14 protein-coding genes are annotated in these 17,697 nt (G+C 63.7%); 2 read left to right on the forward strand and 12 right to left on the reverse strand.

The window, feature by feature from the left end:
- Nucleotides 1-102 precede the first annotated feature (102 nt).
- The 3 genes from phnA to EOB59_RS00015 form a co-directional block, all read right to left on the reverse strand.
- Nucleotides 103-1,362 carry a phosphonoacetate hydrolase gene (gene phnA, locus EOB59_RS00005; protein WP_128287358.1) on the reverse strand — a complete coding sequence of 420 codons (1,260 nt, stop codon included), beginning with the start codon at nt 1,360-1,362 and terminating at the stop codon, nt 103-105.
- A gap of 24 nt (nt 1,363-1,386) precedes the next feature.
- Nucleotides 1,387-2,586: a 2-aminoethylphosphonate--pyruvate transaminase gene (locus EOB59_RS00010; protein WP_127811142.1), complete on the reverse strand. Its 1,200-nt coding sequence runs from the start codon at nt 2,584-2,586 to the stop codon at nt 1,387-1,389.
- A gap of 139 nt (nt 2,587-2,725) precedes the next feature.
- Entirely contained in the window at nt 2,726-4,426 is a 1,701-nt protein-coding gene (locus EOB59_RS00015; protein ID WP_128287359.1) for a Na/Pi cotransporter family protein, read from the reverse strand.
- A 154-nt stretch (nt 4,427-4,580) separates the two neighbouring features.
- Between EOB59_RS00015 and EOB59_RS00020 the strand changes: the two genes are divergently transcribed.
- Nucleotides 4,581-5,450 (forward strand): LysR substrate-binding domain-containing protein, encoded by an 870-nt coding sequence (locus EOB59_RS00020; RefSeq protein WP_013533042.1) that lies wholly within the window; start codon nt 4,581-4,583, stop codon nt 5,448-5,450.
- Here EOB59_RS00020 and EOB59_RS00025 read toward each other — a convergent pair.
- From EOB59_RS00025 to EOB59_RS00040, 4 genes are all read right to left on the reverse strand, one after another.
- Nucleotides 5,447-7,921, reverse strand: a complete 2,475-nt coding sequence (locus EOB59_RS00025) for an FAD-dependent oxidoreductase (protein ID WP_128287360.1) — start codon at nt 7,919-7,921, stop codon at nt 5,447-5,449. The two genes, EOB59_RS00020 and EOB59_RS00025, sit on opposite strands and share 4 nt — an antisense overlap.
- Before the next feature lie 82 nt (nt 7,922-8,003).
- On the reverse strand, nt 8,004-8,792 hold the full coding sequence (locus EOB59_RS00030) for a DeoR/GlpR family DNA-binding transcription regulator (RefSeq protein ID WP_127811144.1): 789 nt from the start codon (nt 8,790-8,792) through the stop codon (nt 8,004-8,006).
- Nucleotides 8,793-8,872: 80 nt separating this feature from the next.
- Nucleotides 8,873-9,529: a GntR family transcriptional regulator gene (locus EOB59_RS00035; RefSeq protein ID WP_127811145.1), complete on the reverse strand. Its 657-nt coding sequence runs from the start codon at nt 9,527-9,529 to the stop codon at nt 8,873-8,875.
- Nucleotides 9,530-9,634: 105 nt separating this feature from the next.
- A complete protein-coding gene (locus EOB59_RS00040; protein ID WP_127811146.1) occupies nt 9,635-11,077 on the reverse strand; it encodes a DHA2 family efflux MFS transporter permease subunit in 1,443 nt (480 codons plus the stop codon).
- 371 nt (nt 11,078-11,448) lie between these two features.
- On the opposite strand from EOB59_RS00040, the gene EOB59_RS00045 reads away from it, so the two are divergent.
- Nucleotides 11,449-12,465, forward strand: a complete 1,017-nt coding sequence (locus EOB59_RS00045) for a Zn-dependent oxidoreductase (RefSeq protein WP_127326990.1) — start codon at nt 11,449-11,451, stop codon at nt 12,463-12,465.
- 7 nt (nt 12,466-12,472) lie between these two features.
- On the opposite strand, the gene EOB59_RS00050 is transcribed toward EOB59_RS00045, so the two are convergent.
- The 5 genes from EOB59_RS00050 to EOB59_RS00070 are packed head-to-tail and all read right to left on the reverse strand — an operon-like array spanning nt 12,473 to nt 17,656.
- Nucleotides 12,473-13,177 (reverse strand): cyclase family protein, encoded by a 705-nt coding sequence (locus EOB59_RS00050; RefSeq protein ID WP_164895539.1) that lies wholly within the window; start codon nt 13,175-13,177, stop codon nt 12,473-12,475.
- Nucleotides 13,174-14,112, reverse strand: coding sequence for an ABC transporter permease (locus tag EOB59_RS00055; RefSeq protein WP_128287362.1), 939 nt, complete (start codon nt 14,110-14,112; stop codon nt 13,174-13,176). The genes EOB59_RS00050 and EOB59_RS00055 overlap by 4 nt, the downstream gene beginning before the upstream one ends.
- Entirely contained in the window at nt 14,109-15,083 is a 975-nt protein-coding gene (locus tag EOB59_RS00060; RefSeq protein ID WP_127811149.1) for an ABC transporter permease, read from the reverse strand. Before EOB59_RS00060 ends, EOB59_RS00055 begins: the two co-directional genes overlap by 4 nt.
- On the reverse strand, nt 15,076-16,566 hold the full coding sequence (locus EOB59_RS00065) for a sugar ABC transporter ATP-binding protein (protein ID WP_245481771.1): 1,491 nt from the start codon (nt 16,564-16,566) through the stop codon (nt 15,076-15,078). The genes EOB59_RS00060 and EOB59_RS00065 overlap by 8 nt, the downstream gene beginning before the upstream one ends.
- A gap of 13 nt (nt 16,567-16,579) precedes the next feature.
- On the reverse strand, nt 16,580-17,656 hold the full coding sequence (locus EOB59_RS00070; protein WP_128287363.1) for an ABC transporter substrate-binding protein: 1,077 nt from the start codon (nt 17,654-17,656) through the stop codon (nt 16,580-16,582).
- Nucleotides 17,657-17,697 lie beyond the last annotated feature (41 nt).

A 17,697-nucleotide genomic window follows, 5' to 3' on the forward strand; every position in this document is an offset into this window, starting at 1 on the left:
CTCTCCCCCGTCGATCGGGGGAGAGGTGGCCCGAAGGGCCGGAGTGGGGGTCGGCCAGCGCCATCATGGACGGCGACACGCCCTCCCGGCGATCCAACTCACTCAGCCCGCCAGTGCCGCCGCCATTGTAGCGTAGTAAAAGGCGTCGAAGTTTCTCAACACAGGTTCATCAGGCAATTCCGGCAGCACACGATTGACGATGAACGGCACCTCCTGCTCGGTCAGCCCACCATGCGACCGTAGCGGTTCGTTCAGAGCCGCCAGGTCATGGCGATGTTCTGAGGTGCCGATCGTCTTGTTCTCGGTCGAGATCAGCACGATGTCGCCGATGCGATCTGCTGGCAGCTCAAAGCGCTCGCACGCCGTCGGGCTGTCGACGACCAGCATGATGCCGTCGATCTTCGCCAGCCGGGCCATGATGCCGGCCTGATCTGCGCCATCAGGCAGATAGGCGGTGGCAAACGAGCCGAGCGCGCCGTGATGCACGACATAGGGGTCGGTGATCGGCAGGATGCCGCGGGCGGCGTCCTTGCCCAGCCACTCGTCGAGAAGGTCCTGGACATAGACGACGTCGGGCGAACCGTCCGCCTTGTGCTTGGGCTTCATGCCATGGTCGGCGGTGACGACGATCGCCGCGCCCAGCGCATCAAGCTCGGTCAGGTATTTGTCGAACATCTCGTAGAAGGCGTTGGCCTGCGGCACGCCCGGCGCGTATTTGTGCTGCACATAGTCTGTGGTCGTCAGGTACATGATGTCGGGACGGAACTCCTTCAGCAGCTGCACACCGGCGGCAAAGACGAATTCCGAAAGTTCGGCCGAATAGACCTCCGGCACGGGCAGCCCAAAATGTTTCGAGGCATTGTCGATGCCGTGCTCGGCCCTGGTGGTGGTGTCGGATTTTTCCGCCGAGAAGCACAGCGCGCGGCCTTCATCGAAGGCAAGGCCCTTGCCAAGCAAAGCACGCAGCTTGTCCTTGGCGGTGACCACGGCGACCTTGGCGCCGGCATCATAGAAGGCCTGGAAGATGGTCGGCGCGCGCAGGAAGCGCGGGTCGTTCATCATCACTTCCTTGCCGGTCTCGCGCTCATAGAGATAGTTGCCACAGATGCCGTGCACCGACGGCGGCCGGCCGGTGGCGATCGACAGATTGTTGGGATTGGTGAAGCTCGGAATGACCGAGTGCGCAAAACGCACCGTGCCCTTCTGCTTGATCCTGACCAGAGCCGGCATCAGCCCGGCCTCGATCGCCTCGTCGAGATAGGCAGGCTCGCAGCCGTCAAGGCAGATGGCGATGGCCGGCACACGCGGCCAGGCGTAGGTGCGGCCGTTGACCGCGACGTTGATGGGAGACATCTGGTTCATCTGATATCCTCGAGATCGGCCGCTTCAGGCGGGGAGTTTGGCGCGTTCGGCGAGTGCCGCGGCGGGTGGGGCGGCGGTGTCGACGCCCATTTCATGAAGCGAGAAGGCCGCCGCCTCGACGACGCGGCGCATGACATGTTCGTCCATCTGGCCGATGCAGCCGACGCGGAAGCTATCGACGGCGGTCAGCTTGCCCGGATAGATGATGAAGCCCTTGTCCTTCATCAGATCGTAGAAGCGGTCGAAGGCGAAACTGGCATGGGCCGGGTTGAAGAAGGTGACGATGATCGGCGACAGCCAGCGATCCCCGAGCAGTGTCTCGAAACCGAGGTCGCGCATGCCGGCCACCATGACGTCGCGGTTCCTCGTATAGCGAGCGCCACGGCCGGCGACGCCGCCTTCGGCCTCGTGCTGGCGCAGTGCTTCGAGGAAGGCAGCGACGACGTGCGTCGGCGGCGTGTAGCGCCACTGGCCGGTTTTGTTGAGGTGCGCCCACTGGGCGTGGACATCGAGCGACAGCGAATGGCTCCTGCCTTTGGCAGCCTCCAGCTCGCTCTTGCGGGCGATGATGAAGCCGAAGCCCGGAACGCCCTCAATGCACTTGTTGGCGGACGAGACCATCGCCTCATAGCGGATATCGTTGACGTCGAGCGCTACGGCGCCGAACGCGCTCATGGAATCGACCAGCAGCTTGCGACCCTTGGCATGGACGGCTTGCGCAATCTCGGCGACCGGATTGAGGATGCCGGAGCTGGTCTCGCAATGGATGGCGATGACATGGGTGATATCAGGGTCGGCCGCGAGGGCCGCCGCCACCTCGTCGCCGCGCGGCGGCAGATAGTCGCCCTTGTCGATCAGCGTGTAGGCGCGGCCGAGATACTGCATGGTCTGCGCGGCGCGCAGGCCGTAGGCGCCGTTGGCCAGCACCAGAACCTTGCCATCTCTGGGCACAAACGAACCCAGCATCGCTTCAACGCAGAAGGAACCGCTGCCTTGCATCGGCACGCAGTCGAACTCATCGTTCCTGTCCCCGGTCAGCGCCAGCAGGCGGCGACGCATATCCGATGTCATGGCGCGGAAGTCGCCGTCCCACGATCCCCAGTCGCGCAACATCGCCTCCTTGACCGAATAGGCCGTGGTAAGCGGCCCTGGGGTCAGAAGATACGGCTCGCCCAGCGCCGGACTGGCCAGCGGCTCCGCGGCAAATTTCGTCTCGGCGAGCATGTTGTCCTCCGCTCGATCTGCGTTCGATGTGGCCTTATTCTTGGCCTGAATGATCTATTTGTAAAATCGTTATTTTGTATCGATGTATCGATTCTAACGATGGCAAGGATTGCCACTCGCCAGCGGAGAATGTCACCCGTCAGGCGAGCGCCGGAGCCATCGCTACCGCTGCCCCTCTCGCCAGCCGGCTTTCGAGCAGATCACCGCTCTGCGTCAGCAAGGGATAGGCGACCGAGGCCATCAGCGAGTTGATCTCCTTCAGCGCCCGCACCGCCTCCAGGTGGATGTCGCTGGTGTCGATGCTCTGCGGCATTCCTGATTGCAGGCGCTTGAGGTGACGGTCATGGCTCATGCGTTCCAGTCTGCGCATCCGCTCCTTCTCGACGACGAGTTGCCGCGCCGACTCGAGATCGCTCGACACCAGCACATTGAGTGCAAGCTGCATGTTGGCCATGACACGGTTGTGAAGCCCGGCCAGTTCGCTCCAGCCGTCGCGTGAAAAGCGCAGGTTCTTGTCACGCAGCTCCTGGGTGAGCACGAGCAGGTTCTTGGCGACGATATCGCCGGCGCGTTCGAGATTGATGGCGAAGTCGGTGAGTTCTATGCCGCGCTGCGCCTCGGCCGCGCTCATGCTGCCGCGATTGACTTCGGCAATGTAGAGCTTGATCTCGGTGTGGGCGCGGTTGACCTCCTCATCAAGTTTTTGGGCTTGGCGTATCTGGTCGGCGGTGCCGGCGTCGAAGAAATCCATCACCGGGCGCAGCATCACCTCGACGACTTCGCCCACGCGCAGCAACTCGCGGGTCGCACTGGCCAGAGCGAGACCGGGTGTGCGCATGACGGTGCGGTCGAGCGCGCTGGTGCGGCGTGACATCAGGTCCCCAGCCTCCGCTGCCTTTGCCGCTGGCCTGTCGGGGATCAGCAAGGTGGCGAGCTTTTCCATCGTGCCGGTGAACGGCAAGCAGCAGATGACCAGCACCATATTGAAGGCAAGGTGCAGGTTGACCAGTTGGCGGCCTTCGGTTGCGCCGAACAGATGCGCCGGGAAGGTCACGGCCTGAAGCGCAAACAAGGCGGCGAGCGCCGTCGTGCCGCGAAAGATCAGATTGCCAAGCGGGACACGGCGCGCCTCGACGGCATCGCCGCGTGTCAGCCACACCGCAATCAGCGCACCACCGCAATTGGCGCCGAGGATGAAGAGCAGGCCGACCTCGACCGGCAAGACGCCTTGCGCGGCAAGCGTGACGAACAGCAGGATCGCCGCGACGCTGGAGTGGATCAGCCATGTGAACAGGGCAGCTGCGGCAAAGGCGGTGAAATAGTCCGTGCGCAGATAGGAAATCACCAGTGGCAGCAAATTGCTCTGCCGCATCGGAGCGGTCGCCTCGCCGATCATATGCAGCGACAACAGGACGAAGGCGACCCCCATCAGGATTCGCCCGCTCTGCCTGATGCCAGCCACCTCGAACTTCAGGACCATCGCGCCGCCGACCAGGATCAGCGCCGGCACCAGCCAGCTGAGATCGAACGACAGCACCTGCACGACCAGGGCGGAACCGAGATCGGCGCCCAGCAGGATCGCCAGCCCTGATGACACCGAAACCATGCCGCTGGCGGCAAACCCGGCCGCCAGGATCGCGACTGCGGTCGAGCTTTGCAGCAGCACGGCAAGCACGGTGCCGACGCCCGCCGACCTGATCCGTGCACCCCGGGCTTGCCTCAGGGCATCACGCAAAGCGGGGCCGCAGGCCCGCTCGACACCCGTACGCACCATATGCACGGCCCAGAGCAGCAGCATGACCGCACCCGCCAGATGCAGCAGGATGATGGAAAATTGCATGGCGACGCCTCCGGTGCCAACGGCCGGCAGGGATGTCGACCATGCTCAGGCTGAGGGTCGGCAAAACATAAGTCAAATCGTTCCTTTCGATCTTTTCCTAAGCCATCCTTATGATAGGATGTCGGCGATTTCAGAAGTGTCGGAGGCACGGCAGATGCGCTACGTCCAGTTGCGAGCCTTTCACCAGGTGGCCATCTGCGGTGGCTTTTCACGTGCCGCCGAGGCGCTCTTCCTGACCCAGCCGGCGATCTCGGACCAGGTGCGCAAGCTCGAGGAAGAGTATGACGTGCTGCTGTTCAACCGCAACAAGAAGCAGGTCACGCTGACCCATTCGGGCCAGAAATTGCTCGAAATAACCCACCGCATGTTCGATACCGAGCAACAGGCGCTGGAGTTGCTGACGGAGTCCCGCGCCCTGCGTTCCGGCACGCTGCGCATCGTCGCCGATGCCGCACATCATCTGCTTCACATTCTCGGCAGCTTCCGGGCTCGCTACCCCGGCGTCCAGGTTTCGGTGCGCGCCGGCAACACCGAGACGGTGATCAGCAGCCTCTACAGCTACGATGCCGACATCGGCGTGCTGGGCGAGGTGCCGACAGGGCGCGATTTCGAGGTGCTGAAACTCAACTCGACGCCGATCATCGCGTTTGCATCCGTCGACCACCCGCTGGCCGCGAAAAAGTCGCTCACCCTCAAGCAACTCGCGCAGGAATCGCTGGTCATGCGCGAGCGCGGTTCGAAGACGCGTCAGAAACTCGAAGATCTCGCAGCCGCCTCGAAAATCGAACTCAGGCCGGCGATCGAAGCCGAGGGCCGCGAAGCGGTCCGCGAGATCGTCGCATCGGGCGCCGGCATCGGCTTTGTCTCGGCGGCCGAATTCGGCCAGGATTCGCGGCTGGTGCCGATCACCATCGATGCTCCCGAGACCCTGATGGACGAAGCGCTGATCTGCCTGCGTGAACGCAGCGGCGGCAAACTGGTGCGGGCGTTCCTGGATATGGCAAGGTCCATGTCGGCGGATTAGGCGGCAGCGCGAACCTCCACCACATCAGCCTTCACCCGCTCCGACTTCGGATCGTAGGGGCTGCGCAGATGTGCTGTCGCGGCATGGCGAACGCCGGCAAGGTCGATCTCGAAACGACCACCGGTGAGAAACGCAGCATCGACGCCCGCCTCGTTCTCGATCAGCCCGAGCGCCACCGAGCGGCCAAGCGTGTGGCCGTAGGCGGCCGAGCGGACTTCGCCGACCGGCTTGCCGTCGCGCAGGATCAGTTCGCCGCCCCACAGCATCGGCTCGGCATCATCGAGCGTGCACAGCACGACGCGTCTTGCCGGTGCTGATGGCTTCGTCTCAACCAGCGCGTCGCGGCCGATAAAGCCACCCGGCTTGTCCATCGCCACAGCAAAGCCAAGCCCAGCCTGCCAAGGGCTGATATCTGGCGTCAGTTCACGACCCCAGGCGCGAAAACCCTTTTCGATACGCAAGGCGTCGAGCGCGTAGTAACCGGCATCGATCAGGCCAAACTCGCTGCCAGCCTCATGCAGTGCCTCATAGACACCGACGGCGAATTCGGTCGGCACGATCAGTTCCCAGCCCAGTTCGCCGACATAGGTCATGCGGTTGGCATAGGCGGTGGCATAGCCGATATCGATCTCGCGGATGGTGGCGAAGGGAAAGCCGGCGTTGGAGAGATCGGCCGAGGAGAGTTTGCCCAGCAGATCGCGCGAGCGCGGCCCCATCAATGCCAGTACCGCGTAGGACGAGGTGACATCGGTCAAGATTGCATGCGCGTCGGACGGGATGTTTTTGACGATCCAGTCGGCATCGTGGATGGCTTGCGCCGAACCGGTGACGATAAGGAATTTCTCCACGCCAAGCCGCATCACGGTGAAATCGCTTTCATAGCCGCCACGTGCATTGAGCACGCCCGTATAAACAGATGTACCGACCGGTACGTCGATATTTCCGGCGCAGATCCAGTTGAGCGCGGCGCAGGCATCGTGGCCTTGCACGAGGAGCTTGGCGAAAGAGGTCTGGTCGAAGACGGCGACGGCTTCGCGTGTCGCCTTCATCTCGCGCTTGACCGCCTCGTGCCAGTTCTGACGGCCGAAGGCATAGTCGTTTTCGGCTTTTTCTCCCGGTGCCGCGAACCAGTTGGCGCGCTCCCAGCCCATTTTGGAACCGAAGCAGGCGCCCCTGGCGGCGAGCCGGTCGTAGAGCGGCGACCGGCGGAACGGCCGTGCGGTATCCAGTTCGCGGTTCGGCCACGGCATGGCGTAGTGCAGGCCGAGCGTTTCCTTGACACGGTCATGCAGCCAGCGCGGATTGTTGTTGAAGGGGGCGAAACGCCTGATATCGACCGGCCATAGATCCATGGTCGGCGCGGCGTTGACGATCCATTCCGCCAGCGCCCTACCCGCACCGCCGGCGCTGGCGATGCCCATCGAATTGAAGCCGGCGCCGACATAGAAATTCTTCAACTCCGGCGCCTCGCCAAGGAGAAAATTGTTGTCCGGCGTGAAGCTCTCGGGACCGTTGTAGAATTTCTTGACCTCGGCCTCGGCCAATTGCGGCACGCGGACCAGCGCGTTTTCCATCAGGATTTCGAACTGATCCCAATCGTCCGGCAACAGCGCGAACTCGAAATTTTCGGGAATGCCATTCATGCCCCACGGCTTGGCGTGCGGCTCAAAGCCGCCCATGACCAGGCCGCCGACCTCTTCCTTGAAATAGATGAAACCGTCGGGGTCGCGCATCACGGGCAGGTCCGGGTGCACGCCCTCGATCCTGCCGGTAACGATGTACATGTGCTCGGCCGAATGCAGCGGCACCGAGACACCGCACATCAGCCCGACCTTGCGCGCCCACTGGCCGGCGCAATTGACGACGATCTCGGCGGCAATGTTGCCGCGATCCGTCTCGACACCGCAGGCGACACCATTCCTCTGGCTGATACCAGTGACCTTGACCCGCTCGATAATTTTCGCGCCGCGATTGCGCGCACCCTTGGCGAGCGATTGCGTGAGATCGGTCGGATTGGCCTTGCCGTCGCCCGGCAGCCAGACGGCGCCGACCAGATCGTCGGTCGCCATGACCGGCCAGAGATCCGCCGCCTCCTTCGGCGAAATCACATCGATGTCGACCCCCTGGGCGCGTGCCGATGCGGCCGTGCGCTTCAGCACCGTCATGCGGTCGGCGGTGCGCGCCACCGACAGCGAGCCGCAATTCTTCCAACCGGTGGCGAGTCCGGTCTCCGCTTCCAGCTCGCCATAGAGCTGCGTAGAGTATTTGATCAGGCTGGTCATGTTGGAATGACTGCGCAACTGGCCGACAAGCCCTGCGGCGTGCCAGGTGGTGCCACCGCTGAGTTGCCCCTGTTCGAGCAGCACAACATCGGTCCAGCCGAGCTTCGTCAGGTGATATGCGACCGAGCAGCCGATGATACCGCCGCCGACGATGACGACGCGCGCCTGGGTGGGAAATTGGTTTGCCATGGGAGATCCTGCCGTTTTGACACGAGCCGGATCATAGCAGTCGAATTCCAAATATCAACACAAAATACCACAAAATATCACATCAAGATGCAACCATCAACTCAGGCCCCTTGCGCGCAAGCGCTTCGGCGATGTCGGCCTGCGGCTTCGCATCGACGATCACGCCGGCGGCGTGCTGAAAATTCGGGATCCTGAGCGGCGTCAGCTTTGCGAACTTGCTGCTGTCGAGAACGAAGTAGGTTTTGGCGGCAAGCGCGATCATGCGGCTGCGCTGTTCGGCGCCGGCGCGGGTGAAATCGGTCACCTCGCCGTCGGGCGACAGCGCGCCACCACCGAGGAAGGCGATGTCGACGCGAAAGCGCGCCATGGCTTCGAGCATGTCGATGCCGGAGGCTGCTTCTTCGCCGGGATCGACTTCGCCACCCAGCATATGCACGCGCATGCCTGAGACGTGGCACAGCAGAAGCGCGATCGGGAGGTTCGCCGTGCAGATGGTGAGATCGCGCAGGTCGGTCATGGCTTGTGCGACGGCCAGCGTGGTGGTGCCGGAATCGAGGAACACCACCATGCCGTCCTTCACAAGACCGGCAGCTATCCTGCCGATCGCAGCCTTGCCCCGGGCATTCTCCTGGCTGCGCAGGCTCATTGCCGGTTCGCTCGGCTCGAAACGGGCAGCGCCGCCATGGACGATGCCGAGCTGCCCTTTATCCGACAGCAGTTTCAGGTCGCGGCGGATGGTTTCGCGTGAGACATCGAAGAACCCGGCCAGTTCGGCGACACTGACAGACCCGTGAGCGCCCAGCCGCCGCAGGATCTCTTCGTGGCGACGTGGAGCAAGGGCGCGCGCCGGCAGGCTGCTGTCGGGGGACATGATGATCCTGGATCGAGTATCGATGTTGCAATATGTGGCAGTGATCGCGCGCAGAGGCAACCGGAGCTCAAGCCACGCCGTCAGGATTTTCGCGACAGACCATCTTCCCTGATCGCGCTGACCAGCGTCTCGCTTCCCTCGCGAAGATGCTGCCTCAGAATGCTTATGGCCTTGTCCTCCTTGCGCGCCCTGCAGGCGGCCAGCAGGTCGCGGTGCTCCGTCTGCGAGCGGCTGCGATAATCCAGGTTCGACAGGAGGATGCGGACGTAGCGATCTGCGGCATTGTGGTGCGCCTCGATCAGGCCGAGCAATCGACGGTTACCGCAGGCGTCGTAGAGAGCCAGATGAAAGGCACGGTTCAGCGCACCCCATCGGCCGACATTGCGCTCCGCGTCGATCTGGTCGAGCACCTGTTCCGCCTCGTCGAGCTTCGCGCCGGCGAGGTTGGGAAGCGAAAGCCGCACCGCCTCGCATTCAAGCAGTTCGCGCAGTGCGTAGATTTCACCGATCTCGGCGCCGTCCATCCGGGCGACCTGCGCGCCTTTTGTCGGATGAATGGAAACAATACCTTCGGCTTCCAATTGGCGAAGGGCGTCACGAATTGGCATGCGGCTGAAGCCAAACTGCTCGGCCAATTCATCCTGGCGCAGCGAAGTGCCCGCCTTGATGGTTCCACTGGCGATCGCTTCGCGCAGGACATTGGCGACCTGTGCGGCCACGGTCCGCGGCCCCTGCATCACGCTTTCCGCAAATCCTCGCAATCGATGCTCCCGCTCACATGGTGCCAGCCTAACTGAAGACTCCCCATGTGGATATATGTATGCCCGTATACATATTCGGCATCATTTGCGCGAATTGCCCGGTCGAACATGGCCGCTGACCTGCACGCCGTCCTCGGCACGCAGGTACAGGAAGCCGGGGACGGACAGCAGCGGGATGACCGCGGTCAGCAGGAACACCTGGTGGAAGCGTTCCGCTGTCACGTTGTGGGTTTCTCCTGCGACAAGGCCCAGCACCATGGCGGCGATCGAAACGCCCAGGGAAACGCTGAGTTGCTGCAGGACGCCGCCGAGACTGGTGGCGCGGCTGAGCTTGTCGTCCGGCAGGTCGGCATAGGACAGCGTGTTGGAGGTCATGAACTGCGCCGACCGGATGACCCCGAAGACAAAGACGTAAAGGCCGATCATCCAGTGCGGCGTATCGGCTTCGATCAAGGCGAAGCCCCCGACAGCGGCGGAGCCGACCACCGCGCTGCCGATGAGCACGACATTGAAGCCAAAGCGCCGCAACAGCGGCGACAGCAGCGGCCGAATGAGCAAGGTGCCGAAGCTGCCGACGAATGTCAGCGAGCCCGAGGTGACCGGGCTCATGCCAAAGCCGACCTGCAGCATCAGCGGCAACAGGAAAGGCACGCCATTGAGGCCAACGCGGCACAGGCCGCCTGCGAGCGTACCGACCCAGAACGAGCGAAATCGAAACAGTGTCAGATCGACTGCCGGTGCAACGACGCGGCGCGCATAGCGCCCGAAGGCGAGCAGCAGTAGGATCGCCGCGGCCAACACCAACGCTGTCGCCGAAACGGAGATGATCGGCCTACCGATGCTTTCCAGTCCGAACTGCAGCAGCGCGACTCCGCATCCGACCATCAGGAACCCGGCGAAGTCGAAGCGTTGCATCGCTTCCTCGCGGAAATCGTCGACGAAGCGCAGCGCCGCCAGAATGCCGAGACAACCGAAAGGCACGTTGACATAGAATATCCAGCGCCACGATGCATAGGTGGTCAACAGGCCGCCGAGCAGCGGCCCGATCACAGGCCCCATGATGGCGGGCAAGGTCATGTAGGTCATGGCGGTGATCAACCCGCTGCGCGGAAAGCTGCGCAGCAGGATCAGCCGCCCGACCGGCGTCATCATGGCGCCGCCCAGCCCCTGCAGGGCGCGCATCGCCAAAAGCATGCCGAAACTGTTGGCCATGCCGCACAGCGCCGAGCCGAGGGTGAAGGTGAAAAGCGCCAGCGCGAACACTTTTCGTGCGCCGAACCTGTCGGCGAACCAGCCGCTGACGGGAATGAATACGGCCAGCGTCAGGATGTAGGTGGTGATCGCCAGGTTCAGCCTGACCGGCGTCGTGTCGAGGCTGCGCGCGATGGCAGGGATCGCGGTGGTGATGATGGTGGAATCGAGCTGCTCCATCAGAAAGGCGATGGCGACGATGATTGGAATAATCAGTCTCAGCCTCGGATCGCGCTCGGTGGCAAATTGAGGCTGTTCCAATGCTGTTGCCATTCCGTCATGCAGGCGGCTGCCCCATTCCAGATGGCGCGTCCGCGTTCAAAGGCAAGGTCGCCTTCCGTGCGGCAAGCCGGCCGAGGCCCCGATCACACAGCTTATGGTCCGACGGATAGGCAAGCGGTAGTCATTTCCTCCTTGATGGAAGTCAACAAATTTTGACTGCCCGCCCCTTCGAGAGGAAACCGGCAAGGACAGCGCTTTGAGCGTCCAAACTGCGGACGCCAGGGCATTTGCGTTTCAGTGAACGCCAGTTCCGATTTCGTGTCGCAACGTGTCGGGTAAGAGGCTGTCTAACAGCCGCCATGAGCGCTTGACGAAACAGCGAGATTGAGCCACTTGTCGACTAGTATACAAGTGGTGAGGCCATGCTTGAAGTTCTCGTTCGCGCGCCGCAGTCGCTGGAAGTCCGGCAGGGCACGATACCCCAGCCCGGCGCCGGCGAAGTTGTCGTTCATGTCAGCCGTGCCGGCATCTGCGGCTCCGACATTCACATCCTGCATGGCTCCAATCCGTTCGCCGTCTATCCACGTATCATCGGCCATGAATTCGCCGGCACCGTAACAGCGCTCGGACGCAATGTGACCGGCATTGCGACGGGAGACCGTGTGGTGGTCGATCCCGTGGTGTCGTGCGGCCACTGCTATCCCTGCCGGGTCGGCCGCTCCAACGTCTGCGCCAACCTCGAAGTGATGGGCGTTCACCGCGACGGCGGTTTTCGCGCCTTCGTCGCGGTGCCGGCGGCAAATGCCATACCGGTTCCAAGGGATATGCCGTTTGGGCTGGCGGCACTGGCCGAGCCGTTTTCCATCGCCGCCAATGTGCTTGATCGTACCGGTTGCGGACCCGAGGACACGGTGCTGATCTATGGCGCCGGCACGGTCGGCGTCACTGTCCTGCAGGTCGCCAAGCTCAAGGGCGCACGCTGCATCGTTGCCGATATCGACGAAGCCCGCCTGGAGCGAGCGCTCCGCTTCGGTGCCGACAGGGTGATCCACTCCGTGCGCGATCCCGTGCCGGCCGCGGTGCGCGGTGAAAATGACGGTCTTGGCCCGACGCTGGTCATTGACGGCGCCGGCATTCCCGCACTTCTTGACGAGGCTTGCCGGCTGGCCAGCCCGGCGGGCCGCATCGGCCTGCTCGGCTTTTCGGACGCCCCATCCAACCTCAGCCAGCAGGAAGTGGTGCGCAAGGAACTGACCATCGTCGGCTCGCGCCTAAACCGCCGGCTGTTGCCGCGCGTCGTCGAATGGCTGGCCGACAAGCGGCTCGATCCGCAAGGCATGATCACGCAGGTGTTCGCGGCGGCCGATGCACGCGCAGCCTTCGACTTGATCGAGAAGGAACCGGAGCGAACGCTCAAGGTTCAGCTGGACTTCTCGTAAGCCGGAATTAGCCCTCGACCAGCGCGACGGCGCGTAGCGGTGATCCGGTACCGCCTTCGATCGCCAGCGGCAAGCTGATCAGGAAACACCGAGGCGGCAAGTCACCAAGCCGTGCGAAATTCTCGCCGATCAGGATGCCGGCTGAAAGCAACGTGTTGTGCGCCGGGAAATCCTCGCTGCCGAAACAATCGATCGACAGGCAGTCCGAGCCGACGATGCGCGCACCGCGCTCGACCAGCAATTCGCTTGCCTGCCGCGACAGGCCGGGCCAGTCGGCGAGAAACGTGGCCGGATCGTCCCAGAACCGGTCCCAGCCGAAATGGAAGAACACGGCGTCGCCCTGCCGTACGCGGCCCTGTTCGGCCTCGAAAGCGAAGATAGCATCCGGCTCGACCGCCTGCCGGGGACGACAGCCACGCGCATCGATCGTCACCATGCGGCCGAAGAAACGCTCGACCGGAATGCCGGAGATGGCAGCACCGCCGCGGATGAAATGGACCGGCGCGTCGAAATGCGTGCCGGTGTGCTCGCTCATAGCCAACGCATGGTTGCAGGCGACGTCGCCGCGGTCATAGGATTCCACCATCTCCTGGCAGTAATGCGGGTGCGTCGGCCACACCGGCATGCCGGGCTTCATCGGATGCGTCAGATCGACGAAGGAAACCGCCTCTGTTTCGAACAGCTTGGCGAGCGTGTCAGTGGCGGATGTCATCTGACGCGAGGCCTCGGCACGAGAGCGACGATCAGGATGATCAGCACGCCGGTCAAAAGGAAGCGCACGCCTGCCTGGATGCCAAAGGTGTTGAGCATGGTGGACATCAGGTTGAAGAACAACGCAGCCCCCCATATGCCGACCGCGTTGGCCTGCCCACCAGCGACGCTGGTGCCGCCAAGCACCACCACGGCGATCGATTCCATCAGATAGGCGTCACCCATGTTGAGTGCTGCCCCGCCACTGAAGCCGGCAAGCAGGAAGCCGGCGAGCGCCGCCGCCGTGCCGCACAGCATATAGGCAATCAACCGCACCCGTGCGACGTTGATGCCGGCAAGCCGTGCCGCCGGTTCGCTCTGGCCGGTGGCCAGCACTTGCCGGCCCCAGACCGTGCGTTTGAGAGCGATCATGGCGGCCAGCGTCAGCAGCATCACCGCGATCGGCATGAATTGCACACCGCCAAGGCTCATCGAGGTGAACCGGGAAAGGCCTGCCGGCGGCTTCAGCGTCGCCTGGCCGCCGAAATTGAAGGCAAGCGACTGAAAGACGAAGCTCCAGGCGAGCGTCGCGATGATCGGCGGCAGCCTGAGCGCGACGATGGCAAGGAAGTTCGCGGCACCCGCGACAGCGCCGACGGCAAGTGCTGCAAGCAGGCCAGGCAGCAGCATGCCGTCGGACCCTTGCATGACCGTCATCGACACATAGGCGGCCAGCGTCAGCACGGATGGCACGGACAGGTCGATATTGCCCGGCCCGGAGGCGACCACGAACATCTGCCCGGTTCCCACCACCACGCTGAAGGCACCGAAGGCGAGCGCGCCCGACAGCGTGGCGCCGGCACTGCCGATGCCCGAATAGGCTGTCGTCGCCAGCCACATTGCGAGCGCCACGATGAAGCCGTAGGTCCACGGGGCGAGGCTCAATCTTCGGGTCATCGCGTCCGCTCCGACAAAAGCACGCGCCCGGCCAGCACGAGAAACAGGATGACGCCCTGGGCGCCGATCTGCCATGTCGGCGGCACCTGCAGGAAAGACAGAAGCGAGCCCGCGAGCGACAGCGTCAGAGCGCCGATCACCGTGCCGACCGGCGAGACGACGCCACCGGTGAAAGCGCCGCCGCCGAGGATCACCGCGCCGACGCCGAGCAGCGTATAGGCCGGCGCGACATTGGCGTCGCCCGATGTGGTGAGGCCGGTCAGCGTCAGCCCGGCCAGACAGGCGAGCAGGCCGGCGACCGCATAGACCGCGACCCGGATGCCGATAACGGACCAGCCGGCGCGCTCGACGGCGCGCGGATTGCCGCCTGCGCCGCGCAGCACCACCCCGTAGGAGGAGCGTGAGATGACGAGATGGCCGGCGAGTGCCGCCAGTGCCGCCAGCCAGATCGACAGCGGCAGCAAAGGCGGCTGCCAGCTCATGAAGGCGGCAAGCCATGCAGGTGCCGAGCCACCCGGTGCCGGCAACAGGATGACGGCGATGCCGAGCCAGATGAAGGACATGCCCAGCGTCACGATGATCGAGGGCAATTGCCGGGCATGAATAAGCAGGCCGAAACCGGCATAGGCGGCGATCAGGACGATGTAGCACAGCGCCGCGATTGCCGGCGCGTCCCCGAGATAGAGCGCCGTGACGCAGGTGATCAGCCCGACAAAGGCGCCGTTCGACAGGTCGATGTCGCCCAGCATGATCACCATCATCTGCGCCAGCGCGGCAAAGACCAGCGGCACCGAGAGCTTGAACAGCAGATGGAAGCCGAAATAGCTCATCGCCGCCGGGCGGATGCTGAAGATGATGGCCAGCATAACCAGCAGCGCGATCGCCGGCAGGCCGACCTGCAGCGCATTGAGCAAGGCCGGGCGCGCCTTGGAGGACGATCGGGCGGGAGGACGGGCTACGGCGTCAGACATGCTCGCCTCCGAACGACGCCTGCAGGATACGGCCGGTCTCGATGGCCTCATCTTCCAGCCTGGTCACGGCGCGGCCCTCGCGGAAGACATAGATGCGCTCGCAATTGGTCAGCTCTTCGAGCTCGGTTGTGTACCAGACGAAGGCGCGTCCGTTCTCGGCCTCCGCGCGGATCAGCCGGTAGACCTCCTGCTTGGTGCCGACATCGACGCCGCGCATCGGATCGTCGAGGAAGATCACCTCGGCGTCCGACGCCAGCGCACGAGCGAACAGCACCTTCTGCTGGTTGCCGCCGGACAGCGACATGATCGGCGTGTCGATCGAAGGCGCCTTTACCTTGAGCCGCTCCGACCAGGTCTCGGCCAGCTTGCGAGCGGCGGCGCCTGAAATCATGCCGCCCCGCGTCAGCGCATTCAGGCTGCGGATGGTCAGATTGTCGGCGATAGACCACAGTGAGAACACGCCTTCAGAGCCGCGGTCGCCGGCAACATAGGCACCCGGCAAGGCCTCGCGCTGCCGGCGCGCGGCATAGAACATCGCGCGCAGCCGCTCGCGCTGGCCGTGGCCGTCGAGCCCGGCGAAACCGATGATCTCGCCCTTGCCGACTTCGATGGTCAGATCAGCGGTGTCGCGGCCGGCATGCCGGATAACCGGAGCTTGCACCGACGACGCCTTGCCTACGGAGCGATCGCGGGGCCGCTCGATGCTGCCCATCAATTCGACAAGCGCGGCGCGCGACAGGTCGGCGGTCGCCCGCTCGGCGACGACCTTGCCGTCGACCATGACGACGGTGCGGTCGCAGACGGCGAGGATCTCGTTCAGTCGATGGGTGATCAGGATGCAGGCGATACCACGTCCGGCGGCACGACGAATGTAGGTGAGCAGTTGCTCCGTCGCCTCATGGCCGAGCGCCGATGTTGGCTCGTCGAGAATGACGGCGCGCAATTTGACGCTGGTCTGCGTGAAGGCGCGGGCGATCTCGACCATCTGTCGCTCGCCGATCGACAGGTCGGCGACCTTCCTGTCGAGGTCGATTCCGTGGCCAGGGAAGATCTCGTCCAGCACCGGACCGATTACCTGGCGCGCGCGCCGCCGCCAGCCCAACCCACGCAAGGACCTGTGCACGATGCGGGTGTTTTCCGCCGACGTCAAATTGGCGCAGAGCGACAGTTCCTGAAAGATACAGCGCAGACCGGCCTGCTGGGCACTGGCCGCACTCCAGGCACCGATCTCACGTCCGCCGACGCGAAAGCTGCCGCTGCTGCGCTCGATGGTGCCGGCCAGCACGTTCATCAGCGTCGACTTGCCGGCGCCGTTGTGACCGACCAGGCCAACGACCTCGCCGGGGTTCAGATGAAAATCCACGCCGCCCAAGGCATGCACGGCATCATAGCTCTTGCGGACATTGCCTACCTCGACAAGAGGGCTGTCAGCATCGCCTCTCTCTGCTGCGTCCTTTTTGGGCGACGTGGGATCGTTCATCATTCGGCCATGCTGCTCATTTCGGCGCGGGTACGCCGGGCAGAGGTTCTTTCTTTACGTTGGCGTCGATGATCTTGGCCACCAGCTCCTGCGGATATTCGGCATTGACAACGCCGCCTGCGGGAACCGTCTTCAGCCAGGCGTCGAGGTCTGGCTGATTGATCTGCAGGAGCGGCACCTCGACGAATTTCGGCACCTGCTTGCCGGCCAGGATCTGCTGCGCGACCCAGAACGCGACCTGCGAGACGCTGGGCGTGGCGCCCAGCGAGAAAGTTTCGTAGCCGCCGGCATCATGCTCCTGCTTCCACAGCGCCAATTCGTCCTGGCGGTTGCCCATGATGATGATCGGCAGCGGCCGGTTGGCGGCCTTGAATGCCTGCGCCGCGCCATAGCCGTCGCCGCCCTGCGTCAGCACCGCATCGACCTGAGGCAGCGACGGCAGGATGCCCGACACTTCCTTTTGTGCCACGGTGGCCGTCCACTGACCATAGACCTCGCCGACAGCCTTGTAGCTGGCGTGCGCCTTCATCGCCTTCTCGACGCCCTCATGCAAGCGCTTGTCGAAACCGTCGCCGGCCATACCGCGGATCTCGAGGATGTTGGCCGGCTTGTCGCCGAGCTTGCTGGAGATGAAATCCAGTTCGGCCTTGGCATAGGAATCGAGGTTGTAGTCGACGACATAGGCGCAAGGCTCGGTGACGCCGCTGGCGAAGGCGACGACCGTGATACCGGCATTGCAGGCATCCTTGATGGCGCCGTTGAGTGCGGTGTCGGAGCCGGCAAGGACGATGATCGCATCGTAGCCCTGCAGGATCAGGTTCTCGATCTGGCTCGCCTGTTCGGTCACCGAATTGTTCGAGCTGACGACGGCTGTTGCGGCGACCTGCTTGTCGGCCACGGCCTTGGCGCCCATTTCCTCGAAGCTCTTGATCATCACCTGGCGGAAGGAATTGCCGGCGTAGGAATTGCTGAAGGCGATCTTCTTGGCCGAAGTGTCGCCCTTGGCGACGCCGTCATCGGCGCGCGCATGCAGCGCTGCAAAGCTGGTGCAGCCGAGCATGGCTGCAACGAATAAAGCTGTGGTCCTGTTCATTGTTGTTCTCCTCCGGTTGAAAGTCATAGCGTCCTCCCGAC

Origin of the sequence: Mesorhizobium sp. M7A.F.Ca.MR.176.00.0.0, from assembly GCF_004023165.1 — a bacterium.
In the GTDB taxonomy this organism is placed as follows: Bacteria; Pseudomonadota; Alphaproteobacteria; order Rhizobiales; family Rhizobiaceae; genus Mesorhizobium.

Coding starts and splice junctions, on each gene's coding strand:
- phnA (WP_128287358.1), bottom strand. CDS start 1,362: ATGAACCAGATGTCTCCCATCAACGTCGCGGTCAACGGCCGCACCTAC.
- EOB59_RS00010 (WP_127811142.1), bottom strand. CDS start 2,586: ATGCTCGCCGAGACGAAATTTGCCGCGGAGCCGCTGGCCAGTCCGGCG.
- EOB59_RS00015 (WP_128287359.1), bottom strand. CDS start 4,426: ATGCAATTTTCCATCATCCTGCTGCATCTGGCGGGTGCGGTCATGCTG.
- EOB59_RS00020 (WP_013533042.1), top strand. CDS start 4,581: ATGCGCTACGTCCAGTTGCGAGCCTTTCACCAGGTGGCCATCTGCGGT.
- EOB59_RS00025 (WP_128287360.1), bottom strand. CDS start 7,921: ATGGCAAACCAATTTCCCACCCAGGCGCGCGTCGTCATCGTCGGCGGC.
- EOB59_RS00030 (WP_127811144.1), bottom strand. CDS start 8,792: ATGTCCCCCGACAGCAGCCTGCCGGCGCGCGCCCTTGCTCCACGTCGC.
- EOB59_RS00035 (WP_127811145.1), bottom strand. CDS start 9,529: ATGCAGGGGCCGCGGACCGTGGCCGCACAGGTCGCCAATGTCCTGCGC.
- EOB59_RS00040 (WP_127811146.1), bottom strand. CDS start 11,077: ATGGCAACAGCATTGGAACAGCCTCAATTTGCCACCGAGCGCGATCCG.
- EOB59_RS00045 (WP_127326990.1), top strand. CDS start 11,449: ATGCTTGAAGTTCTCGTTCGCGCGCCGCAGTCGCTGGAAGTCCGGCAG.
- EOB59_RS00050 (WP_164895539.1), bottom strand. CDS start 13,177: ATGACATCCGCCACTGACACGCTCGCCAAGCTGTTCGAAACAGAGGCG.
- EOB59_RS00055 (WP_128287362.1), bottom strand. CDS start 14,112: ATGACCCGAAGATTGAGCCTCGCCCCGTGGACCTACGGCTTCATCGTG.
- EOB59_RS00060 (WP_127811149.1), bottom strand. CDS start 15,083: ATGTCTGACGCCGTAGCCCGTCCTCCCGCCCGATCGTCCTCCAAGGCG.
- EOB59_RS00065 (WP_245481771.1), bottom strand. CDS start 16,566: ATGATGAACGATCCCACGTCGCCCAAAAAGGACGCAGCAGAGAGAGGC.
- EOB59_RS00070 (WP_128287363.1), bottom strand. CDS start 17,656: ATGAACAGGACCACAGCTTTATTCGTTGCAGCCATGCTCGGCTGCACC.